This is a genomic window from Pseudomonas pichavaramensis (assembly GCF_050473265.1).
Lineage (GTDB): Bacteria > Pseudomonadota > Gammaproteobacteria > Pseudomonadales > Pseudomonadaceae > Aquipseudomonas.
Map to the genome: position 1 here is coordinate 96,672 of NZ_JBJKFJ010000007.1, position 19,250 is coordinate 115,921.

The window sequence follows — 19,250 nt, forward strand, 5'->3', positions numbered from 1 at the left end:
CCGCCGTGCTGATCGTTGATCGCGTGACGTGTGATTGCTGCGGGCAGCCCATGGGCCAGCTCTACAACCAGCCGTCCTCACAGCCCGACCTGCTGCCCGATCTGACCCAGGCGCCCCACCAGACCCTGTGCCCTGACTGCCTCGATCTGGCTGAGGTCGCCCGCGACCCCAGCTTGGCCGAGTAACAGGGGGCGCCATGGATTTCATCGTGTGCGATGGCGTGTGGGAAAGCGCGGGGCAAACCCCGGTTTGCAACGGCACCCTCTCGACCGTCTCGCTCGGTGAGATAAGCCCATCCGGGCTAACCGCTGAAGACCATGCACAGATCCGCGAACAAGCCCTGGTGCTGTTCGCCATCGTCTTCGGCGCTCTCGTGCTGAAAAAGGCACTCAACCTGTAGGAGACACACCTATGCAACACCTGAAAACCCTGCGCCGCTCGCTCGGTGCTTCCGCCGCTGTTGGCCTGCTGGCCATGCAGCAAGCCCACGCCGAACTTCCGTCCGGCGTGACCACTGCTCTGACCGATGCGCAAGTCGATGGTGTCGAGGTCGCGGGCATCGTCCTGGGCGTCATCATCGCGATCGCCGCCTTCAAATTCATCCGCCGCGCGCTGTAAGGCCGGCCCCCACCAAAAAGCCCGGTAACTGGTTATCGGGCTTTTTCACATCAGGATTCCACCATGCCCCTGGATGCCAACATGCTGACCACCATCATCATCGTCATGGCGTTCTGGGCTCTGTTCTTTGGGCGGGTTTGAGATGCGCCACAACATCATTGCGGCCCTACACTTCGCCATAACCCTGGTTTTGCTCAGCCTTTCTGTGAGTGCCAGTGCTCAAGACTACTACTGGCAAATAAGCTCCTACGGCACGACTGGTCGCGGCTCTAGCCCCGTAGCAGCCTGTCAAGACTGGGTGACCAATCGGGGGCCTCAGGGCTCTCCTACAAACTATGCCCGGGTATCCATAGTTTCAGACACGCATTACATCTGCTATCACAGCCCCTCAGGCACAGGTGAGTTTTCAGCAGGTAGCATTAATCGTTATGGCGACACCTGCCCCTCTGACCATACGTTAAATACTACTGATCCAACCCAGCCTACATGTATCCCGCCCGATCCTGATCCAGAGCCCGGTGCCTGTGAAGCCAAGGCTGGCCAGAACACCACTTGGTCCATGCTCCGCCCTGATCTCAACGGTCTCGGCCCTATCGAACATGGCTGTGAAGCCGGTTGCCGTATCGCCCTTGGCACCTCGCAATGTGCACCTGTCTCCGAAGGCGCTACCACTGGCGTTTGCTGGGGCGTAGGCACCTTCACCGGCGCTGAATGCGAGCCCGGCGACAACCCCACCGGCGGCACCCCGCCGACCGATCCCACCGACCCAACTGACCCGACCGACCCGCCGCCAGATTGCGGCCCTGGTCATTCGTGGTCCGGCACAACCTGCGTGCCTGATGAACCCGAAGAATGCGACCCCAGCACCGGCGCAGTCTGCCCGCCTGATGATGGCGACGGTGACGGTGAGGATGGTGACGACGGCGATGGCGACGGGGATGACGGCGACGGGGATGGAGACGGTGACGGCGAAGGAGATGGCGACGGCAATGGCGAAGGTGACGGCGAATGCGATCCCGCGACCGACCCGAACCAATGCAAGGGCAACGAAGGCGGTGGCGACTGCGACCCGAAAACAGACCCTAACCAGTGCAAGGGTGACGATGAACCCGAGTGCGACCCAAAGACCGACCCGAACCAATGCATCAAGCCCAACGTCGAGGGTGAAGCCTGCGACACCGAGCTGAAGTGCGAAGGCGACGTTATCCAGTGCGCCATCCTGCGCAAACAGAAAGAGCAACTGTGCCAGTGGGTCTACAACGATCAGGTTCGCAGCGACATCGAGTCCGAACTGGCCGGTGAGGACTACCAGATCAAGGAAGAGTCCATCGCCGTCAGCGGCCTGTTCACCGAAGCCGTGAACCAAGGCCGCTGGCTGCCGCAGTCCTGCCCATCACCACAAACCGTTTCCATCATGGGGCGCAGCTACTCGTTTAGCTGGGAACCCGCCTGCCGTTTCGCCGAAGCCATCGGCCCGCTGATTGTCGCCCTGGCTTCGATCTTCTTTGCCGTCTCCATCGGACGCGGAATCAAGGGGTCTTGATATGCCACTACTACCACTGCTTGCCACCTTCCTCGGCTCCATCGTCTCCGGGCTGGTCTTCCGGGCGTTGGCTTCCCTCGGCTTTGCCTATGTCAGCTATGTGGGCATCGGCCAGCTGATCGACACCGTAGACGGCTACATCAAGGGCCTGTTCAACGGCATCCCCGCACCGGTCGCCGCCATCCTCGGCATGGCCAAGGTGGATGTAGCGATCAACATCGTTATCGCCGCCATCATCGCCCGCCTGCTGTTGGCCGGCATGGACCGCGTTACCGGCACCATCACCGGCCTCGCCCTGCTCAACAAGGCGGGTGGCTGATGTTCATCCTGCGCACCGGCCTGCAGGGCAACGGCAAGACCTTAAACACCATCAAGGAAGTGGACATCAAAGCGGCGAAAGAAGGTCGCCCGGTCTACTACCACAACATCCGCGGTTTCGATCCCAATGCCGAAGCCCTGGAAGCGGTGTGGACCGAGTTCGACAAGCCTGAGGAATGGTTCAAGCTGCCGCAGAACGCCATGATCGTCATCGACGAAGCGCAGACCTTCTTTCGGGTGCGCCCTGCTGGCTCTGCCGTCCCGGCCTACGCCAGCGCCCTGGAAACCATGCGCCACCGGGGCCACGAACTGCACTGCATCACGCAAAACCCCGGCCTGATCGACACCCACTTCCGCAAGCTCTGCAACTCCCACATCCACTACGTACGCGGCCACAAAGGCAAGGTCATCAAGCGCTGGGAATTTGAGCGCGTGAACATGGAGGTGGAGAAGAAAAACGACTTCACCGATGGCCAAGCCACTCGGATCTTGCTCGATAAGAAGTACTTCGGTGTTTACCAGTCCGTTGCCGAAGGCTCTGAACATCACATGAAGTTCAAACCGCCTCGGGCGCTGTTCGTCTTCATCGCCTGCATCATCGGCATCGGTTACTTCGGCTACGGCATCTATGAGCGGCGAATTAATCCGGACCGGCTTGAGGTCGAACCCGTCAGCCCGGCGCGCGCAACAGCAGAGCCAATGGGTGACCTCCTACCCCAGCCGACAACCCAGGGGCAAGCGCAGGCACTCACCCAGGAAGAGTACGTTGCACTGCGTGTGCCTCGGATTCCTGATGTGCCCAGCTCGGCGCCCATCTACGACGAAATCACCCGGCCCATCACCTACCCGAAGCTGTCCTGCGTGTACTCGTCCGATCCGGACATGGTCGGACGCAACCATAAGCGGCTGGTGATTGGCTATCGGGACGGCAAGGTCTACGGCTGCCGCTGCAACACCCAGCAAGGCACCCGCGCTGTCGTGTCCTTTGAGGCCTGCATGGCCTACGTCGAAGAAGGTGCCTTCGATCCGGCCAAGCCTGACCGAATGCCCCAGCAGCAACTGGATGGCCAGATCGTCCAGGGCCAACCGCCCGCAGAGTTCAGCAACCCCGGTTCGCCCCAGCAGCCCGCAGCAGGATCGCGGGTAACGGTCGTGCCGTACGACAGGGAGCGATTCCTGTGGTGAGTCATGCACGCCAAAGCCAACGCAACGCCATGCGCGGCGGCGTGGTTGCGTGCGAGGCACGAGCGCGCGTGTGCGCCGCCGCGCGGGCGCTGACGTCCCTGTAGCACGTCAGATAAACCAAGGTTAAACGTGTCAATTCGGCACTATTTGGAGCATTAGAAAATGGCAGTTAAAGACCAACTCCGTGTGAACCGTGAGTTCAAGGAAACGCCAACCGGACGCCTGTTCTTTGACCATCAGTCAGCCCGTATAACCGACCTGTCTAACGTCCGAATCCTGGCCTGCAGCGTCGATACCGTCCGCCAGTTGTATCGTGGCCTGATCCGTCCGGAGATCATGTGCCTGTTCGACAAGCCAGGGACCATCGTCGATTTCGCTGGCCAGCGCTGGCACTCGGGTCGCGTCAGCAAAGACTCCGGTTACCAGTACAAGCTCCAGAATGCTGACCTCGGGTTCATCCTGCTGGTGAAGAACTTCAACGCCAAAATCGAGAACATCGGCCCACACCTGAAAATCGAAGTGTCGCCCCATGCCATCGACCAGTTTTGCCCCGAGCGCCTGCAGGAACGCCTGGATTACTACGCCAGCCACGTGCTGACCAACGTCGAGCGCAACCAGTGCGCCGTTCACCTCGCACTAGATCTGCAAGGCTGGCAACCGCCTGCTGATCTGGTCGCCCGTATGCACTGCCGCGCACGCGCTGCCCGCGATATTTCCGGCATCAAGGAAATCCAGTGGACGCTGGAGTCAGCCACCTACGGCAAAGGCCAGTCCTACCTGTTCGGCTCGGCTGGTGGTGTCCAGCTGGGTATCTACAACAAGACCGAACAGGCCCGCTCCATTGACAAGCTCGACTATTGGGAAGGCATCTGGAAACGTCGCGACAGCTTCGACGAAGCCGACCCGGACAACTACAACCCGGAACAAGACGTGTGGCGTGTCGAGCTGCGTTATCACCACTCCGTCATCCAGCAATTCGCCTCCGGCTCGTTCGACCTGCAGACCAGCCAGATCATCCAGACCGATAGCTATGCAGCCTTCGCCCCGCACCTGGACGGCCTCTGGCGCTATGGCCTGCGCCAGTTCAAGCTGCTGGCTCGCCCTGGCTACTTCGAACCCATCTGGACCCTGATCCGCGAAGACGTCCGCGTCGATCTGCCGGTCGATTCCCTCGTCGATGAAACCGAATACAAGCGCCAGTACAAAACGTCTCGGGGCTTCTCGGGGAAGAATGTCGAGCTATTCCTGGGAAACTTCGTCAGCCTGCTGGCACGGGAGCGAGTGGGCGCTAGAAAGGCTTTCTACCGGCTCAAGGATTGGGAATGCTGGCCGGTAATCCGCGATCACTATGCCGCCAAGGGCATGGATGAAGACGGGCTGTACAAGCACATCAAGGCCATTCTTGAAGAACGGCATATTCGCTGGGGTCGGGCCGTCTGATGGCTATCGAGCAACTGGCTGACGGTCGCTGGAAAGTCGATGTTGAACCCATCAAGGGCCGGCGTTTCCGCAAGACCTTCAAGACCAAAGGAGAAGCCCTGCGCTTCGAAGCGACCTGCAGGGCCAATTGCATCGACTCGCCAGCCTGGACGCCCAAGCCGAAGGACCGTCGCCGCCTCTCCGAACTCTGCACCCGGTATCACGAACTGCACGGCCATGCCCTGGCTGACGGTGCCGCAATACTCCGCACCCTGCAGAACCTGGCTAAAGACCTGGGCGACCCCATCGCGGTCAAGCTAACCGGCAATGCTTTCTGCGAAACCCGAAACGCACTGCTCAAGGCTGGCATTCAAGGTAAGACGCTGAACAACCGACTTGGCTACCTGAAAGCACTGTTCAACGAACTGCACCGCCTGGGCGATATCGATTACCCGAACCCGTTGGCCAAGGTCCGTCCGTTACGCCTGCAGGAACGCCCGATTTCGTTTCTATCGACCTGCCAGATAGCCGAACTGCTCGAGGCCCTGGATGATCGCACCACCAGTCCGGGTATCGGCTTGATCGCTCGCGTCTGCCTGAGTACGGGTGCCCGCTGGGGAGAAGCCCAGGCGCTGACACCTGAGCGAGTGCGAAACGGCATGGTGACCTTTGCCAACACAAAGTCGAAGCGAACCCGGTCGATTCCGATTGATAAGGCCCTGGAAAAGTCCCTGCAGATCTACTTCAAGCGCCACGGTCTGTTCACCAACTGCATGCTGACCTTTAGCCGCGTACTGGAGAAGACCTCGATCAAGCTCCCGGCCGGCCAGGCCACGCACGTACTGCGGCACACCTTCGCCAGTCACTTCGTCATGCGGGGCGGGAACATCCTGACGCTGCAGAAAATCCTGGGGCATACGTCACTGGCAATGACCATGCGCTATGCGCACCTGTCGCCAGATCACCTGCAGGACGCATTACGACTTAACCCACTAACCGACGAGGGGCGTTAACATGTCGTACGTTTTGGCGTACGCTTGCAGCATGACTCAGGAGAACTGCTCCATGCGCACCCTTACAGCAAGCGAAGCACGCACTAACCTCTATCGGCTGATGGATCAATCTGCCGAATCTCACCAGCCCATTCTGATCTCTGGCAAGCGGACAAATGCTGTCCTGCTCTCGGCTGAGGATTGGGACGCCATTCAGGAAACCCTGTACCTGCTCTCTATTCCTGGCATGCGCGAATCCATCAAGGAAGGCATGGCAGAACCTGTAGACGAATGCGCTAAGGAACTGGACTGGTGACTTGGCAGCTCGTTTACACGAAACAGGCACAGAAAGACGCACAGAAGCTCGCTTCGGCGGGCTTGAAAGACAAGGCAAAGGCACTGCTGGAGGTCGTGCGAGAAAACCCGTTCCAGAACCCTCCGCCCTACGAAAAGCTTGTCGGAGATCTAGCCGGCGCTTACTCCAGACGTATCAACATTCAGCATCGCCTGGTCTATCAGGTGCTGCAGGATGAACAGACCGTCAAAGTGCTCCGTCTCTGGTCACACTACGAGTAAATCGGGCTTTCGACACTTTTTCGACACCTGCCGAAAGCCAGAAAGCAAAAAGCCCCGAAAACTTGTTAGCTTTCAGGGCTTTAGGTATTGCGAAAGTGGCGGTGAAGAAGAGATTCGAACTCTTGATACGGTTTCCCGTATACACACTTTCCAGGCGTGCTCCTTCAACCACTCGGACACTTCACCGGATCTCGACGTTTTGGCGTGTAGCCCGTCGAGGTGCGCTAATGTAGTCGAATGTTTTGCGGATGGCAAATTTTTTTAAAGGATTCATGCGCTTAAGAGCGCAGCGGGTTTTCGTCGTGCTCACTGGAGGTAGATTCGTCAAAGCGGATGTGGCCGAACAACAGAAAACCAAGGGAAGCGAACAGCCCCACACCGAACACCGCCAGCACACCGGCCGGGCTACGTAGGTAGAGGCTGTCGCCGAGCAGAACGGCTGCCAGCAGCAGGCCAAGCACTGCGGTCACGTAAAGAATGGAATAGAGGCTGTTCATGGGCGTCTCCTTCATTTCGACGTCACCGTAAGTGCAGCCCTGCCAGGCGGCCAATTACCATTTGGCATCGCTGTCATAGGCAAAAGCACTGACCGGCCGGTCAGTCACGGCGCTTTACCGAAGCGGTTCGGCTGAGTACCTTCTGCCCACATTCGGCCCCGCGCCGCCAATAAGGAAAACTGCCATGAGCGACCTGATCAGCTATCAATTCGAAGACGGCATCGCCACCCTGACCTTGAGCAATGGCAAGGTGAACGCTATCTCCCCAGACGTGATTGCAGCATTCCATGCTGCACTCGATCAGGCGGAGCAGGATCGCGCCATCGCCATCATCACCGGCCAACCCGGGATTCTTTCGGGCGGCTACGATCTGAAAGTCATGACATCAGGCCCGCAGAATGCCATTAACCTGGTAGCCGCTGGCTCCACCCTGGCGCGTCGCATGCTCGCTCACCCCTACCCGATCATCGTGGCCTGCCCGGGCCACGCAGTGGCCAAAGGTGCTTTCCTTCTTTTGTCTGCCGATTACCGTATCGGTGTTGAAGGTCCGTTCAACATTGGCCTGAACGAAGTGCAGATCGGCATGACGATGCACCACGTCGGCATCGAGCTGGCACGCGATCGCCTGCGCAAGTCGGCATTTCATCGCTCGGTGATCAATGGCGAGATGTTCGACCCAGCCGGTGCGATGGATGCAGGCTTCCTGGACAAGGTCGTGCCTGGCGAACAACTGCTGACCACCGCGCAAGCCGTGGCCCAGCATATGAAGAAGATCAACATGACAGCGCACAAGAACACCAAGCTGAAAGTGCGCAAAGCGTTGCTGGAAACCCTCGATGCAGCGATCGAGATGGACAAACAACACCTGATGTAAGGTGCGCCCACCACGCTCAGGCATAAAAAACGCCGCGACCTCTAAAGAGCCGCGGCGTTTTCTATTGAGCAGCGCTTAAACAAACATCCTCAGCCGGAGTAATCCAGAGCCGTCCAGGCCCTGCTCAACCCCTGTACCAGTACACATCCTGGATTGCTGAGCTGTTCGTTGAACTCGGCCGGGAGCAAGGTCGTTTCCCCCTCTGCAGCGCCATGACGCTCGGTCAGCCACTGCAGCTTGCCGCAGTTTGGCGTCTCGATGACGTAACTGGCCGCAATACTCGAGTGGTGGCTAGGTACCCGAACCACATCCAGCACCCTGCCTGCCTCTTCGACTCTCTGACCGTCGGAAACCAGTACAGCCCAGGCCTGCTCGCCCTCGATCACCAGGTAAGCACCATTGGCCTGTGGCCGCTCGACCTGCGGTTGAGCGCATCCACTCAGCAGGACCAATAGCACAATCGTCATCAGCATCTGTTGCATTGCCAATACCCCTTGCAAGGCGCTCGCTCCTCGGAACGAGCAGGTTGTCGTCGCCTGAATGAGGCCACTATCACCCAATACTGTTTATTTGTACAGTGTTTTTCGTTTACCCTTTCAACCCGGTAAATGATCGATTGCACAGGAGCGCCATCATGCTGGACGTACTACAGCTGAAACACCGAGTGAACCGCATGCCGCTGGAGCGTGTGCGTGACATGGTCGATGAGCTGTTGCTCGAGGGCATCGTCATGGAGAACCGCACGCCCTTCAATCGCCAGCACTTCAATACCTGCTTCGCCGAGATCGAGGCGCTGCTGCAACGCGCTGGCTACCATCGCCAACTGGACGTGGTTGGCTATCAGGGACTCGCCTACGCCCTGTTCGACCCAGGCCGCTGGGAGGCCGTAGAGGTGCTGCACTGGCTGCGTGATTTCGTCGAACTGAAGCAACAACATTCTTGCAGCTGACCTGCGCAGCAACGCTCCGAAATCGGCCAGCGCTCAAGTTGCTGCACAGTATTTGGGCAGTTCATGCCGGCGGCAGACTCTACTCAAGCGCCAGCTGTTTTTTTCTATCCCATTGAAAAATATGACGATACTGGCGCAGCCATCATGCTTGCCAGCAATCTGGCAAAAGCCTTGCTAAGGGAAACGCAACCACGCTCCTGATCGCCAACGGCGGTGATTCGGGCACACCGACAAAGACGTCAAAGACACCTCGTTGCCATCGGCAGCAGGCTGTTTGCGACGTCTTTTTTCGTTTCTGCAAGTCGAGGAATTGCCATGCTCCATCGTCTATCGCCCAATCGCCGCCTTTCTCTGCTGGGTTTTACCCTCAGTCTGTTGGCCGCCCCTTTGCTACACGCAGCCGAGCCGGAAAAAGCCGAACTGAAACTGGGCTTCATCAAGCTCACCGACATGGCGCCGCTGGCCATAGCCTACGAGAAGGGTTTCTTCGAGGATGAGGGGCTGTACGTCACCCTCGAAGCACAGGCCAACTGGAAGGTGCTACTGGACCGGGTGATCGACGGCGAGTTGGATGGCGCGCACATGCTCTCCGGTCAGCCGCTGGGCGCCACCATTGGCTTTGGCACCAAGGCCGAGGTGGTCACCGCCTTCACCATGGACCTCAACGGCAACGCCATCACCGTTTCCAACGAGGTCTGGCAGGCGATGAAGCCGCAGGTGCCGATGGCCGATGGCAAGCCGGTGCACCCGATCAAGGCCGACGCCCTCAAGCCGGTGATCGAGCAGTACGCCGCCGCCGGCAAGCCGTTCAATCTGGGCATGGTGTTCCCGGTGTCGACGCACAACTACGAGCTGCGTTACTGGCTGGCCGCCGGCGGCATCAATCCGGGTTACTACGCGCCGCAGAAAGGCGACATCAGTGGCCAGATCGACGCTCAAGCACTGCTCTCGGTGACCCCGCCGCCGCAGATGCCAGCCACCCTCGAAGCCGGCACCATCAGCGGCTACAGCGTCGGCGAGCCGTGGAACCAGGCCGCCGTATTCAAGGGTATCGGCGTGCCGGTCGTGGCTGACTACGCAATTCGCAAGAACATGTCGGAGAAGGTTTTCGGTGTCTCGCGCACCTGGGCCGACGCCAACCCGGAGACCCACAAGCGTCTGGTCAAGGCGCTGATCCGTGCCGGCAAGTGGCTGGACGAGAACAACAACGCCAACCGCGCCGAAGCCGTGGAGATTCTCTCGCGGCCGGAGTACGTCGGTGCCGACGCCAAGGTGATCGCCAACTCGATGACCGGCACCTTCGAGTTCGAGAAAGGCGACAAGCGCGAGGTGCCGGACTTCAACGTGTTCTTCCGCTATCACGCCACCTATCCCTATTACTCCGACGCCATCTGGTACCTGACCCAGATGCGCCGCTGGGGGCAAATCGCCGAGGCCCAACCGGACAGCTGGTACCTGGAAACCGCCAAGCGTGTTTTCCTCCCGGATATCTACCGCGAAGCGGCCGCCGAGCTGGTCAGCGAGGGCAAGGCCGAGGCCGCCGACTTCCCGCCGGCCGATGAGGACGGCTTCCGCGAGCCGCTCGCCGACACCATCGACGGCATTGTCTACGACGGCCATCAGCCCAACGCCTATCTCCAGCAGTTCAGCATTGGCCTGAAGGGCGATAACACGCTCTAAGCATGGCCGCGCCGCCCCGCGCAGCCACAACCGACCAGAGGACAGGACGATGAGCAACCCCAACGTCGCCACCCCAATCCAGCAGACGCTCAAGACGGCGCGTCACAGCGCCCTGATCAAGCGCCTGGCCAGCAGCCTGATTCTGCCGGCACTAGGTATAGCCGTGTTCCTGATGTGCTGGCAGGGCCTGGCCAACCATATCCAGACCAGCCTCGGCCAGTTTCCCGGACCGCTGCAGGTCAGCGAGCAGTTCACCGGGCTGATGGCCGCTCACCAGCGTGAACAGGACAAGGCTGCCGCCTTCTATCAGCGCCAGGAGACACGCAACGCGGCCCTGCTGGCGAAGAATCCCGATGCCGAAGTGAAAATTCGCCCCTACACCGGCAAACCGACCTTCATCCAGCAGATATTCACCAGCCTCTACACCGTGGCCGCCGGTTTCGCGATCGCCTCGTTGCTGGCCGTCCCGCTGGGTATCGTCTGCGGCCTGAGCAAGTCCCTGTACAGTGCGCTCAACCCACTGATCCAGGTGTTCAAACCGGTCTCGCCACTGGCCTGGCTACCGCTGGTGACCATGCTGGTCAGCGCCCTGTACGTCAGCGATGACCCGCTGTTCGCCAAGTCCTTCCTCACCTCGGCCTTCACCGTGGCGCTGTGCTGCCTGTGGCCGACGGTCATCAACACCACGGTGGGCGTGGCCGGCATCGACAAGGACCTCAACAACGTCAGCAAGGTGCTGCGCCTTTCACCACTGAGCCATGTACGGCGCATCGTCCTGCCGGCCGCACTGCCGATGATCTTCACCGGCCTGCGCCTGTCCCTGGCCACCGGCTGGATGGTGCTGATTGCCGCGGAGATGCTGGCGCAGAACCCGGGGCTGGGCAAATTCATCTGGGACGAATTCCAGAACGGCAGCTCCAACTCCCTTGGCCGGATCATGGTGGCGGTGATCGTCATCGGCCTGATCGGCTTCGCCCTCGACCGTCTGATGCTTGTCCTGCAGCGCCTGTTCAGCTGGGACAAGAACGCCGTATTGCGCTGATCCAGGAGACCTTCTATGAGCCATTCCCACCTCGAACTGACCAACGTCGGCATCGACTTCCCCACCGACAAGGGCCTGTTCTGCGCGTTGCAGAACGTCAATCTGAAGATCGACAAGGGCGAATTCGTCTCACTGATCGGCCATTCCGGTTGCGGCAAGTCGACGGTGCTCAACATCGTCGCCGGCCTCCATCAGGCTACCAGCGGTGGCGTAATCCTCGATGGGCGTGAGGTGACCGAGCCCGGCCCGGAGCGCGCCGTGGTGTTTCAGAACCATAGCCTGCTGCCCTGGCTGAGTTGCTATGAAAATGTTGAGCTGGCCGTACGCCAGGTGTTCAAGGGCAGTAAGTCACGGCAGGAAATGCGTGACTGGATCGAGCATAACCTGGCCCTGGTGCACATGACGCACGCCCGCGACAAACGCCCCGGAGAAATTTCCGGCGGCATGAAACAGCGCATCGGCATCGCCCGCGCTCTGGCCATGCAGCCCAAGGTTTTGCTGATGGACGAGCCATTCGGTGCGCTCGATGCCCTGACCCGCGCCCACCTTCAGGATTCGCTGATGGAGATCCACGCAGAGCTGGGCAACACGGTGATCATGATCACGCATGATGTCGACGAAGCAGTTCTGCTCTCCGACCGCATCGTGATGATGAGCAACGGCCCGGCGGCGACCGTCGGTGACATACTCAAAGTCGAGCTGGAACGCCCGCGCGAGCGCATGGCGCTGGCACACGATAGCGGCTATCACAACTATCGCGCAGCCGTGCTGGAGTTTCTCTACCAGCGTCAGCAGCGCCCGGCGGCTTAACCGCATGACGCCGCTCAGGCTCCAGAACCTGGGCGGCGGAACCTCTGGGCTGCCGAGTGGACGAACATCTGCCTTCAACCGACAAGCAGAGAAATCCGTGCTAGACCTCACCACCTGGAATCTTTCGATTCCTACCGAACCCGCCCCCACCACCATCAGTACCGAACGACTGAATAACAGCTATGAGAGTCGCTACTTTCGGCGCAACACCGATGGCAGCGTGACCTTCTGGGTCCCGGTAACCGGCTCGCCCACCGCCGATGCCCGCTACCCGCGCAGCGAACTGCGGGAAACCCTGCGCGATGGCAGCCTCGACAACTGGCTGCATGCCAGTTCCGACAGTTACCTCAGCGCCGTACTCAAGGTCGACCAGGTCCCCAGCCGCAACAAGGTGGTGATCGGGCAGATTCACAGTACGGACGTCCCTGGCAGCCAGAATGACCCGTTGCTCAAGCTGCAGTATCACTACCTGCGCGGCGTTGGCCGGCTCGAGCTGCTGTTGCGCGCCCGCCCGGGCGACAGTGAAGTGAAGAACATCCTGCTGGCTGAAAACGTGCAGCTGGGCGAGCGCTTTGGCTACGACCTGCGCGTCACCCCCAGCGGTCGCGTTGGCATCAGCGTATCGAGCACCGACGGCGATAGTGGCTCCTACTATCGCCAATTGAGCAGCAGTTGGGACACCCAGTACCTCTACTTCAAAGCAGGTGCCTACATCCAGGACAACTCAGGGCCGGACAGCGAAGGCGGTCGTGTGACCTTCTACCACCTCAACAGCCTGCACCGCTGAGCTGGCCAGCCGCTTACAATCGCCACTTTCCCTGACAGTGACACGATCATGGCGCGCCTGACCCTCGAGTTTCCCGAAGACCAGTACTGCTACAGCACCCATCTCACCGTTCGCGTTACCGACATCAACGGCGCCAACCACCTCGGCAACGATTCGATGATCTCGATGATTTCCGAGGCCCGGGCGCGCTTTCTCTTCGAGTTCGGCATCCGTGAAACGGACGGCAACGGCGTTGGCATCATCGTCACCGATCTGGCGACGACCTACCGCGCCGAAGCGCATGCACGCGACCAGTTGATGTTCGAAGTGGGCGTCATGGACTTCAACAAGTACGGCGGCGATATCACCTTCCGCATTACCCGCCCTGCCGATGGCAGGTTGATCGCGATGGCCAAATCCGGCTTCGTGTTCTTCGATTACCCTCAGTCGAAGGTCGTGCAGATGCCGGAGCAGTTCAGCGCCAAGTTCCCCAAGGTCAATCGCGTGGTCGGATAACTGACCTGTTGGCGTGACAGTTGCTGAATCCTCTGCTACGCCTTAGGGCATAACGATAAACGGCCTGTCACGCCAGGTTCATCGACGAATCGAAACATGGCAGGTCGACCTTGGGAGGAATCGCAATGCCAGCCATACGCAAACGCGCACAACGCACCGCACTGATCGCAAGCCTTGCAGCCTGGTCCCTACTCGCACTCCCCTTGCCCACTCACGCCCTCTCCTCATTCATGCATGCCACGTCTGGCGCAGCGACTTCGTCTGAGACAGTCGCTTGTAACAGCCCGCTCAGTTCCTGAGCAGAATGCGGCAAGCCGCACCATTTCAGCGCCCTGCGCCTTGAAAAAGTGCAAATAACCGGCCCGAGATCGCAAACGATCGCCTGCAACGCAGCGGTAGCCGCACCTCTGCCGACCTGGCACAAGCGCTGCATTGGCCACACTACAACTTGATTAAAGCGCGACGCTCAACGAAGAGCGCCGCACTTCCCGGAGTTTCGGGACTTGGACAAAGGCGTCCTCGCTAGGTGACTAGCGGGACGCCTTTTTTGTTGCGTGCCGTTCGGCCGCCACTCTGAACGCTTTCAAGCCCGGACAAGCGATCCGAAGATCGCTTCCGGCACCGGCCTTGCGCAGTGGCTCATTCAGGAGAATGCCGCATGGAAAAACTCAAACTGGTCATGATCGGTAACGGCATGGCAGGTGTACGCACGCTGGAAGAGCTGCTCAAGCTCGCACCGGACCTCTACGACATCACGGTATTCGGCGCCGAGCCTCACCCCAATTACAATCGCATCCTGCTCTCTCCGGTTCTCGCCGGTGAACAGAGCTTCGAAGACATCGTCCTCAACGACCTCGACTGGTACGAGCGCCATGGCATCAGGCTGCTGCTGGGGCGCAAGGCGGTGAAGATCGACCGCAAAGCGCGCCGCGTGCTGGCCGATGACGGCAGCGAGGCGCGCTACGATCGCCTGCTGATCGCCACCGGCTCCAGTCCCTTCATCCCACCGCTGCCCGGCACGGAGCTGGAAGGGGTGATTGGCTATCGCGACATCGCCGATACCCGAATGATGATGAACAGCGCCACGACTCACCGCCATGCAGTGGTCATCGGCGGCGGCTTGCTCGGTCTGGAAGCAGCGCATGGCCTGAAGCGGCGCGGCATGGACGTCAGCGTGGCGCATATCGGCCAGTGGTTGCTCGACCGACAACTGGATCGCACCGCCGCAAGCATGCTGCAGCGCTCGCTGCAGGAACGTGGACTGAACGTCCTTCTGGGTAAACACACTGCAGAACTACAGGGCAATGCTGAGGGTCGCGTCTGCGCGGTGAAATTCAAGGATGGCCAGGTGATACCCGCCGACCTGGTGATCATGGCTGCCGGCATCCGCCCCAATATCGAGCTGGCCCGCAGCGCCGGGCTTCCCTGCCAGGGCGGCATCGTCGTCACTGACACACTGCAGACCTACGACCCGCGCATCTACGCGATCGGCGAATGCGCCGATCACCGGGGTATTGCATACGGCTTGGTAGCGCCGCTCTACGAACAGGCCAGGGTGTGCGCCAATCACCTGGCCCGACTGGGCTTCGCCCGTTATTCAGGGTCGGTCACCTCGACCAAACTCAAGGTCACGGGTATCGATCTATTTTCCGTCGGCGATTTCATGGGCGCCGAGGATAGCGAGACCATCACCCTGTGCGACCCCATCGGCGGGATCTACAAGAAGCTGGTCATCAAGGACGAGATACTGATCGGCGCCTGCCTGTACGGCGATACCGCCGACGCCTCCTGGTATCTGCAGCTGATCCGGGGAAAACAGCCTATCGGCGAGATTCGCGACTCGCTCATCTTCGGCGATATCACCGTCCGGCACACGGACGAGGCCGCCACCGACCAGCCCTTTGCAACCGTCAGGCAATGCGCCTGAGCACCCTGCCCGACTGCCGCCAGGAGCGCCCAGCCATGAACTCTCACCAAGTCACCGCCTCCACCTGCTGCTACTGCGGGGTCGGCTGCGGCGTACTGATCGAACACGACGGCGAAAAGATTCTCGGCGTCAGCGGCGATCCGGATCATCCGGCCAACTATGGCAGGCTGTGCAGCAAGGGCTCGACGCTGCACCTGACCGGCGACCTCGATGCCCGCGCGCTGTACCCCGAACTGCGCATGAGCAAAAGCCTGGCACGCGTCCAAACGGATTGGGATGCCGCCCTGGATCATGCAGCCACCCTCTTCGCCGAAACCATCCGCGAGCACGGCCCGGACAGCGTTGCCTTCTACATATCCGGCCAGCTGCTGACCGAGGATTACTACGCCTTCAACAAACTCGCACGGGCGCTGGTCGGCACCCACAACATCGATTCGAACTCGCGCCTGTGCATGAGCTCGGCGGTGGTCGGTTACAAGCGCAGCCTGGGCGCCGACGCACCGCCCTGCTCCTACGCCGATATCGAGCAGAGCGACTGCCTGCTGATCGCCGGCTCCAACATGGCCTACGCCCACCCCGTACTGTTCCGACGACTGGAAGAAGCCAAGGCCAGACGGCCACAGATGAAGGTCATCGTCATCGACCCCAGGCGCACCGACACCTGTGAGCTGGCCGACCTGCACCTGGCATTGCAGCCTGGCAGCGACGTGGCGCTGTTTCACGGGATCATGCACGTACTGCTACAGCATGGCTGGGTCGACCGTGGTTTTATCGAAGCGCATAGCGAAGGCTTCGAAGCCCTGGAAAACCTGGTACAGGACTATCCGCCATCCGTAACGGCGCAAATCTGCGGTATCAGCATCGACGACCTGATGACCTGCGCGCGCTGGATCGGCGAAGCGCCGAGTTTTCTATCGCTGTGGTGCATGGGGCTTAACCAGTCCAGCGCCGGCAGCGCCAAGAACAGTGCGCTGATCAACCTGCACCTGGCCACCGGGCAGATCGGCAAAGCCGGCGCCGGCCCGTTCTCCCTGACTGGCCAGCCCAATGCCATGGGCGGCCGTGAAACCGGTAGCCTGAGCAATCTGCTGCCCGGCCACCGAGACGCCAGCAATGCCGAACATCGCGCCGAAGTGGCCAGCTACTGGGGCGTAGATGGCCTATCGGACATTCCGGGGCTGTCCGCCATCGAGCTGTTCGACGCCGTGCACGACGGGCGTATCAAAGCACTGTGGATCGCCTGCACCAACCCCGCGCAGTCGTTGCCCGATCAGCGCAAAGTCCACGAGGCGCTGGCGAAGTGCCCGTTCGTGGTAGTTCAGGAAGCCTTCCACACCACAGAAACCTGCGCCCATGCCGACCTCCTGCTGCCCGCTGCCAGCTGGGGAGAAAAGGAAGGTACGGTGACCAACTCCGAGCGCCGCGTCAGCCATGTGCGGCGCGCCGTACCAGCACCAGGACAGGCACGTGCCGACTGGTCGATCACCTGCGACTTCGCCCGGCGTCTGGAAAAACGACTACGCCCCGGCCTGCCCAGCCTGTTCGACTTCAGCAACGCCGAGGCCTTGTTCGAGGAATACAAGCACCTGACCGCTCAGCGCGACCTCGACCTTTCCGGCTTGAGCTACGCCTATCTCGACGACCTGGGGCCTCAGCAGTGGCCATTCCCGCCCGGCGCCGAACAAGGCTGTGCGCGACTGTACGTCGATGGCCGCTTCCCGACTGCCAATGGCCGCGCCCGCTTCCATGCAGATCCCTATCGAGCGCCGCAGGAACGGCGCAGCAGCGCCTACTCGTTGACCCTCAACACCGGCCGCCTGCGCGACCAATGGCATGGCATGAGCCGCAGTGGAACGGCCGCACGCCTGTTTGGCCACGTCGACGCAGCTCTGCTAAGCCTGCATCCGGACGACATGCACAGCCGTGACTTGCACGATGGCGAGCTGATCAGAGTGCAGAGCCGCCGCGGCAGCCTGATCCTCCCGGTACAGGCCGATGACGCATTGCAACCCGGCCAAGCCTGGCTGCCGATGCACTGGGGCAACCGTTTTCTCAAGGGGTTGGGCAGCAACGTGCTGACCTTGCCGGCGTTCGACCCGCTGTCCAGGCAGCCCGAGCTCAAGCATGCAGGCGTCGAAATCAGCAAGGTCGAGCTGCCCTGGCGCCTCTTCGCCCTGGTCGAAGGCGACGTACAGGCACGCCTGCAGGCGCTGCGTCCGCTGTTCGAGATGTTTGCCTATGCCAGCCTAGTGCCGACCGGGCGAGAGCGCCCGGCCCTGTTGATTCGAGCTGCCAATGTCGAGCCTGTCAGCGCAGAACAGCTGAGCCAGATCGACCGCCTGCTGCAACTGACTCAGGGCCCAGTGCTGAGCTACGACGACCCACGGCGCAGCGTGAGCAAACACCTGCGCATCGAAGCCGGCCGTATCGTCAGCTTCCGTCTCGCCGGCGAGACGGCTGCCTGCGAATGGCTGCGCAGCCTGTGGCAGGAAGGTCGCATCGACGGCGATCTGCAGCGCTGGCTGCTGGCACCTCTTGCGGCACCGCCGGGCAATAGCGCGGTGCTTGCGCGCAGCAGAGTCCTGTGTAACTGCCTGAACGTCAGCGAAGCCAGGGTGCGCGCCGGCATTGAGGAAGGGCTCGACCTCAATGGCCTCAAGGAGACGCTCAAGTGCGGCACCAGTTGCGGCTCCTGCGTCCCCGAAATCAAGCGCCTGCTGGCCCAGCAGGCTGCAACGACCGCATGACACTAGGCGAGGAATTGGAGATGAATGCAAAAGTCTGGCTGGTGGGTGCCGGTCCTGGCGATCCTGAACTGCTGACCCTCAAGGCGGTGAAGGCGCTGAAGCAGGCGGAAATCGTCATGCTCGACGATCTGGTCAACCCGGTCGTGCTCGAACACTGCCGCCAGGCACGCGTCATCGCCGTGGGCAAGCGCGGTGGCTGCCGCTCAACACCACAAGCGTTCATCCATCGCCTGATGTTGCGTTATGCGCGCCAGGGCAAGTGTGTGGTACGCCTCAAAGGCGGCGACCCATGCATTTTCGGACGCGCCAGCGAGGAAGCCGACTGGCTGACCGCACGGGGTATCGAGGTCGAGATCGTCAACGGCATCACCGCTGGCCTGGCCGGCGCCACCCAATGTGGTATCCCGCTGACCTTACGCGGCGTGGCCCGCGGCGTGACCCTGCTGACCGCGCACACCCTCGATGACAGCGCCTTGAACTGGTCCGCACTGGCACAAAGCGGTACTACCCTGGTGGTCTACATGGGTGTGGCCAAACTGGCCGATATCCGCGACGGCCTGCATGCCGGCGGCATGTCAGGGCAGATGCCGGTGGCAATGATCGAGAATGCCTCATTGCCACAGCAACGCGAGTGCCGCAGCCACCTCGGCACGATGCTCGAAGACGCCGCAGCATTCGCGCTGAAGAGCCCGGCCATAGTGGTGATAGGTGAAGTCGTGGCCGAGGCAGCTCTGGCAGAGATAGCCCTGCTGGAACACGGCTAAAGCTTTTGTCAGCCTCATAAAAAGAAA

General features: G+C 60.9%; 21 protein-coding genes, 1 tRNA gene and 1 pseudogene. 20 read left to right on the forward strand and 3 right to left on the reverse strand.

Going from position 1 to position 19,250, the window contains the following annotated elements; all coding sequences use genetic code 11:
- Positions 1 to 5 precede the first annotated feature (5 nt).
- The 10 genes from ACJRW5_RS13285 to ACJRW5_RS13330 all read left to right on the forward strand — a co-directional run bounded on the left by ACJRW5_RS13285 (position 6) and on the right by ACJRW5_RS13330 (position 6,651).
- Positions 6 to 185, forward strand: a complete 180-nt coding sequence (locus ACJRW5_RS13285) for a hypothetical protein (RefSeq protein WP_484570980.1) — start codon at positions 6 to 8, stop codon at positions 183 to 185.
- A gap of 11 nt (positions 186 to 196) precedes the next feature.
- A complete protein-coding gene (locus ACJRW5_RS13290) occupies positions 197 to 400 on the forward strand; it encodes a hypothetical protein (RefSeq protein WP_037046859.1) in 204 nt (67 codons plus the stop codon).
- An 11-nt stretch (positions 401 to 411) separates the two neighbouring features.
- Positions 412 to 618 (forward strand): major capsid protein, encoded by a 207-nt coding sequence (locus tag ACJRW5_RS13295; protein WP_484570981.1) that lies wholly within the window; start codon positions 412 to 414, stop codon positions 616 to 618.
- A gap of 559 nt (positions 619 to 1,177) precedes the next feature.
- A complete protein-coding gene (locus ACJRW5_RS13300) occupies positions 1,178 to 2,161 on the forward strand; it encodes a virulence factor TspB C-terminal domain-related protein (RefSeq protein ID WP_484570982.1) in 984 nt (327 codons plus the stop codon).
- Between the two features lies 1 nt (position 2,162).
- Positions 2,163 to 2,480 (forward strand): DUF2523 domain-containing protein, encoded by a 318-nt coding sequence (locus tag ACJRW5_RS13305; protein WP_484570983.1) that lies wholly within the window; start codon positions 2,163 to 2,165, stop codon positions 2,478 to 2,480.
- The gene (locus ACJRW5_RS13310) at positions 2,480 to 3,664 is read left to right on the forward strand and encodes a zonular occludens toxin domain-containing protein (protein WP_484570984.1); all 1,185 of its coding nucleotides are present in this window, start codon (positions 2,480 to 2,482) and stop codon (positions 3,662 to 3,664) included. Before ACJRW5_RS13305 ends, ACJRW5_RS13310 begins: the two co-directional genes overlap by 1 nt.
- Before the next feature lie 162 nt (positions 3,665 to 3,826).
- The gene (locus ACJRW5_RS13315) at positions 3,827 to 5,104 is read left to right on the forward strand and encodes a hypothetical protein (protein WP_484570985.1); all 1,278 of its coding nucleotides are present in this window, start codon (positions 3,827 to 3,829) and stop codon (positions 5,102 to 5,104) included.
- Complete coding sequence (locus ACJRW5_RS13320) at positions 5,104 to 6,096, forward strand: phage integrase (protein WP_484570986.1); 993 nt, start codon at positions 5,104 to 5,106, stop codon at positions 6,094 to 6,096. The genes ACJRW5_RS13315 and ACJRW5_RS13320 overlap by 1 nt, the downstream gene beginning before the upstream one ends.
- A gap of 52 nt (positions 6,097 to 6,148) precedes the next feature.
- On the forward strand, positions 6,149 to 6,391 hold the full coding sequence (locus tag ACJRW5_RS13325; RefSeq protein WP_074678909.1) for a type II toxin-antitoxin system Phd/YefM family antitoxin: 243 nt from the start codon (positions 6,149 to 6,151) through the stop codon (positions 6,389 to 6,391).
- Complete coding sequence (locus ACJRW5_RS13330; protein WP_074678285.1) at positions 6,388 to 6,651, forward strand: Txe/YoeB family addiction module toxin; 264 nt, start codon at positions 6,388 to 6,390, stop codon at positions 6,649 to 6,651. Before ACJRW5_RS13325 ends, ACJRW5_RS13330 begins: the two co-directional genes overlap by 4 nt.
- A gap of 96 nt (positions 6,652 to 6,747) precedes the next feature.
- On the opposite strand, the gene ACJRW5_RS13335 is transcribed toward ACJRW5_RS13330, so the two are convergent.
- Both ACJRW5_RS13335 and ACJRW5_RS13340 read right to left on the reverse strand, forming a co-directional pair.
- Positions 6,748 to 6,837: transfer RNA gene (locus ACJRW5_RS13335), tRNA-Ser, on the reverse strand.
- Positions 6,838 to 6,929: 92 nt separating this feature from the next.
- On the reverse strand, positions 6,930 to 7,148 hold the full coding sequence (locus ACJRW5_RS13340) for a hypothetical protein (RefSeq protein WP_484570987.1): 219 nt from the start codon (positions 7,146 to 7,148) through the stop codon (positions 6,930 to 6,932).
- Positions 7,149 to 7,332: 184 nt separating this feature from the next.
- On the opposite strand from ACJRW5_RS13340, the gene ACJRW5_RS13345 reads away from it, so the two are divergent.
- Positions 7,333 to 8,022, forward strand: coding sequence for a crotonase/enoyl-CoA hydratase family protein (locus tag ACJRW5_RS13345; RefSeq protein ID WP_484570988.1), 690 nt, complete (start codon positions 7,333 to 7,335; stop codon positions 8,020 to 8,022).
- Between the two features lie 89 nt (positions 8,023 to 8,111).
- Here ACJRW5_RS13345 and ACJRW5_RS13350 read toward each other — a convergent pair whose 3' ends face one another.
- Positions 8,112 to 8,504: a hypothetical protein gene (locus tag ACJRW5_RS13350; RefSeq protein WP_484570989.1), complete on the reverse strand. Its 393-nt coding sequence runs from the start codon at positions 8,502 to 8,504 to the stop codon at positions 8,112 to 8,114.
- Positions 8,505 to 8,656: 152 nt separating this feature from the next.
- On the opposite strand from ACJRW5_RS13350, the gene ACJRW5_RS13355 reads away from it, so the two are divergent.
- The 9 genes and pseudogenes from ACJRW5_RS13355 to cobA all read left to right on the forward strand — a co-directional run bounded on the left by ACJRW5_RS13355 (position 8,657) and on the right by cobA (position 19,223).
- A complete protein-coding gene (locus tag ACJRW5_RS13355) occupies positions 8,657 to 8,971 on the forward strand; it encodes a transcriptional regulator (RefSeq protein WP_484570990.1) in 315 nt (104 codons plus the stop codon).
- A gap of 315 nt (positions 8,972 to 9,286) precedes the next feature.
- Positions 9,287 to 10,651: a CmpA/NrtA family ABC transporter substrate-binding protein gene (locus ACJRW5_RS13360; RefSeq protein WP_484570991.1), complete on the forward strand. Its 1,365-nt coding sequence runs from the start codon at positions 9,287 to 9,289 to the stop codon at positions 10,649 to 10,651.
- A gap of 49 nt (positions 10,652 to 10,700) precedes the next feature.
- On the forward strand, positions 10,701 to 11,693 hold the full coding sequence (locus tag ACJRW5_RS13365; RefSeq protein WP_484570992.1) for an ABC transporter permease: 993 nt from the start codon (positions 10,701 to 10,703) through the stop codon (positions 11,691 to 11,693).
- Positions 11,694 to 11,708: 15 nt separating this feature from the next.
- Entirely contained in the window at positions 11,709 to 12,503 is a 795-nt protein-coding gene (locus ACJRW5_RS13370; RefSeq protein ID WP_484570993.1) for an ABC transporter ATP-binding protein, read from the forward strand.
- 97 nt (positions 12,504 to 12,600) lie between these two features.
- Positions 12,601 to 13,290, forward strand: a complete 690-nt coding sequence (locus tag ACJRW5_RS13375) for a polysaccharide lyase family 7 protein (RefSeq protein WP_484570994.1) — start codon at positions 12,601 to 12,603, stop codon at positions 13,288 to 13,290.
- Positions 13,291 to 13,338: 48 nt separating this feature from the next.
- Positions 13,339 to 13,785, forward strand: a complete 447-nt coding sequence (locus tag ACJRW5_RS13380; RefSeq protein ID WP_484570995.1) for a thioesterase family protein — start codon at positions 13,339 to 13,341, stop codon at positions 13,783 to 13,785.
- A 658-nt stretch (positions 13,786 to 14,443) separates the two neighbouring features.
- A pseudogene (locus ACJRW5_RS13385) lies at positions 14,444 to 15,643 on the forward strand (NAD(P)/FAD-dependent oxidoreductase); the annotation flags it as partial.
- A gap of 104 nt (positions 15,644 to 15,747) precedes the next feature.
- Positions 15,748 to 18,459 (forward strand): nitrate reductase, encoded by a 2,712-nt coding sequence (locus ACJRW5_RS13390; protein WP_484570996.1) that lies wholly within the window; start codon positions 15,748 to 15,750, stop codon positions 18,457 to 18,459.
- 20 nt (positions 18,460 to 18,479) lie between these two features.
- The gene (cobA, locus tag ACJRW5_RS13395; protein ID WP_484570997.1) at positions 18,480 to 19,223 is read left to right on the forward strand and encodes a uroporphyrinogen-III C-methyltransferase; all 744 of its coding nucleotides are present in this window, start codon (positions 18,480 to 18,482) and stop codon (positions 19,221 to 19,223) included.
- The last annotated feature ends 27 nt before the right edge of the window (positions 19,224 to 19,250 follow it).